This is a genomic window from Synechococcus sp. R6-5 (genome assembly GCF_047461775.1).
In the GTDB taxonomy this organism is placed as follows: domain Bacteria; phylum Cyanobacteriota; class Cyanobacteriia; order Thermostichales; family Thermostichaceae; genus Thermostichus.
In genome coordinates, this window is sequence record NZ_JANSHV010000186.1 from 1 (window position 1) to 3,129 (window position 3,129).

Sequence of the window (3,129 nt, forward strand, 5' to 3'; positions counted from 1 at the left end):
GGGGCTCCTGCGATTTCTAGCTGACAGAGCCATGTCCCACCCCGTCTGTTATATCCCCTATTGTGTCCCACTTTAGCCTGGATTACAGTGGGTTTCCCCGGTCTATCGTGGACACTAAAAAGCCCAGAAGCCTTGCTGGGTAAGAGCTTTCTGGACTTCAGTGGACGTTATCGGATTACGGAGAGAGTGGGATTCGGTCGCGCCAGCGGGCCGGATGGCCTTACCCACGGTGAGTTGCTCTCACAAACAAGTTCCAGCGGAGAGAGTGGGATTCGAACCCACGGTGAGTTACCCCACACAGCATTTCCAGTGCTGCGCCTTCGACCACTCGGCCATCTCTCCAGATTGAGAATAGGGGCGACTTTCCAGGAGGGCTAAAAAGTCAGCTTTGTGATCCTAGCAAAGGATGGAAGCTATTAACGGGATCCTTTGGGATCCCCAGGCCGAAACATTTGCAGCAGCACTTCCCGGCGAGAGCATCGCCAGTAGTCAATATGGGATCCGATCAACCCCGTCTCATTGATCTGCATCTCTGTCCAGCCGGGGATGCACAGGCGGGGACGCCAAGGCAAAGCCAAAGCACCGCTCAGGATCCACTCGGTGCGGATCTGGTTGCCGGTTTGCCGAATATCCTGCAGTTCGAGACGGATATCCTGTAGCCAACGCCCTATCCCCTCGATCATGCGGCGATAGCGATCCAAGCCGCGAAACTCGTTGAGGGGATCCCGGAAGTAAACCTGCGGGTCGTAGATCGCATAGGTCTGATCCCGGGGAAAGCGAGCGTAATCTGCCCGCAAGATGGCCACCAGATCGGCGCTAGGCGGGGCTTGGGAAGGAAGGCTCATGTCTTGGCCACGACAGAAAGAGACACCGTTTCCCCAGGGGCGGGGCAACACAACTGGATGGATTGGGACGTGGCGGCATTCAAGGCTGCCAGCTTTTCTCGAAACTCCTGCAGGCTGCCCAAGGGGCGGATCTGGGCGGCAAACCACCCGTGGTAGTCCACCTCTCCCATCGCGGTTGGGATCACCTGCTGGGGGCGTAGGGCTGCCACCACCTCCAGGGCCCGCTCTGGCCCCATGATCACCTCTCCCAAGAGGGGAAAGATCTGCCCCACCACCGGGATCAGCAGAGTATGAATGGGGCACAATTCCTGCTGCAATCGCAGCCGGATATCCGGTTGGGAAAGATGAGGCTCGTAGTAAAGCCGTGTCTGAGAGGGCACCTCTTCCAGCAGATAGCCCAGCTCACGGACAGGCCCTAGGGGCGCACCGGGAATGGCTGTGACCCGCAGATCCCCCCAGCGAACAGACTGCCAGGGATCCAGAGCTTGAACTGTTGCAAATCCCAGACTCTTCACGACTCTGGCTGCAGCCGGCGAGGCCAAAACGGGGATTCGCTTATCCAGGCGCTGCAGCGTTGGCGGGTGGCAGTGATCCGGCTGGGCTTGGCTGAGGAGGATCCCGTCGATTTTGGGCAAGGTCTCCGGCGTAAAAGGGAGCGGCTGGCGGTGCTCCAGGCGGATGAACCAGGGGATCCCCAGAAACACCAAGGGATCCACCAGCCACGGATCCAACAGGAAGGTTTGCTCCCGGGTGTGGATGAGCCAACTGTTGAGGTCGATGCGGGTCAGTTTCATGAGTTGAAAGTAAGGTTATTGGCCGGTAATGGAGAGATCGGCAACCCAGATGCGGGGACACAGCCCACCCGGTGTGACTTGCGGCTCGGGCTCGACGTAGAAAATCGACTTCAACAACTCCAGGAAGTCTCCGGCCACCGTGGCCGCTTCGATGCTGATGCGCTCTCCTTGGCGTACCCACCACCCCTGAAACGGCAGCGAGAAGGATCCCTGTAGGGGCTTAACGCCGGCATGAAGCGCTTGCAGCTCATCGATCCAAACTACATTTTCAGCCGTAGCCAAGTCATAGGTGCTCTCCGGCGGTGCCCCGGCAAATACATGGTAGTAGTGGGCGGCAACTGTGACCTTGGCGCCGATGTTGGCATGGCCGGTGGGCTGGGCTCCTAGGCGCTTAGCCGTACCGGCGCTGTGCAAAAAGTGGGTCAAGACCCCATTGGTGATGAGAGGGACGCGGCGAGTGGGGGTGCCTTCGCCATCAAAGCTGATCGCTCCCACATTGGTCGGGTGTAGGGCATCGTCACACACCGATAGAAGAGGCGAGGCAATGGTCTTGCCTAGGGATTCTGGGGTGGACAGGCTTTGGTTGTCCAAAATGTTTTGGGCATTGAACACATTGGAGAAGGCGCCCAACAAACTCAAAAAGGCTTCTCCTGAAAAGACCACTGTGTATTTTCCAGAAGGGATCCGCTCGTACTCCAGATGGCTAATCAGTTTCTCAGCAGCTTCCTGCACACAACCCTGGATATCCAACTCATCCAGGCTGCGAGCCACTCGCATGGCTCCGGCGCTGCGGGGTTTGCGTCCTTCTTGCTCTGCCTTGCTGTAGAGAAAAACCGAAGCGAGGGTATGCTCCTCTTGTCGCAGGGCTTGGTGGCTGTTGAGGTAGAAGCGGTTGATTTGCCGCTGCGCTAAGCCGTTATAGGGCACCCCCTGAATGGCGGGATGGGATCCCAGCAGTGCCTTTTCAGCAGCCACCAACTGTTCCAACAAGTCGCCAGCCAAAGCCAACGGCCCTTTGTCGTTACAAGGCTGGGCAATGGGCAGAGTGGCTTCTGGGCTGAATTGAGGGGCATGTTCCCGCAGGCCAAAACGGCTGGCTTCAAAGGCCGTTTGCAGGGCCAGTTCTAGCCCCGCCTCATCCACATCGGTGGTGGAGGTCACCCCCACCTGACCCTGGTCGTTCCAGGCCCGCACCGTCACGCTGCAGCGGTGGGAAGCCTTGACCTGGCGAGGTTCCCCATGATCTACCTGCACGCTGGTTTCGTCCACTTGAGCCCCGTAGAGATCAAACTGAGGGATCCCCAGCCGCCGGGCACAGCTTTGTGTCTGTTCTGCCAACACCTCGACTTGCACCATTGCCACTCCCCAAGTTCCTGTTGCCATCCAGCGCCTCTAGTAAACTACCCACACTCATGCTGACGCAGAGCGCTCCGCACCGCTAAAGCGAAAGAGTGCAGGCTTTCGGTAGCCCTGTAGTTGGCAAGCCAACC

The 3,129-nt window shown here is 58.5% G+C and carries 3 protein-coding genes and 1 tRNA gene; all 4 read right to left on the reverse strand.

The genetic code is table 11. The annotated features are described in order from the left end of the window. Positions 1 to 257 precede the first annotated feature (257 nt). Positions 258 to 342 (reverse strand) — tRNA-Ser (locus NW818_RS10270). Positions 343 to 416: 74 nt separating this feature from the next. After that, on the reverse strand, positions 417 to 845 hold the full coding sequence (locus NW818_RS10275) for a DUF2358 domain-containing protein (RefSeq protein ID WP_414424488.1): 429 nt from the start codon (positions 843 to 845) through the stop codon (positions 417 to 419). Then, on the reverse strand, positions 842 to 1,639 hold the full coding sequence (locus NW818_RS10280) for an MBL fold metallo-hydrolase (RefSeq protein ID WP_414344818.1): 798 nt from the start codon (positions 1,637 to 1,639) through the stop codon (positions 842 to 844). Before NW818_RS10280 ends, NW818_RS10275 begins: the two co-directional genes overlap by 4 nt. Positions 1,640 to 1,654: 15 nt before the next feature. Then, positions 1,655 to 2,995 (reverse strand): TldD/PmbA family protein, encoded by a 1,341-nt coding sequence (locus NW818_RS10285; RefSeq protein WP_414424489.1) that lies wholly within the window; start codon positions 2,993 to 2,995, stop codon positions 1,655 to 1,657. Positions 2,996 to 3,129 lie beyond the last annotated feature (134 nt).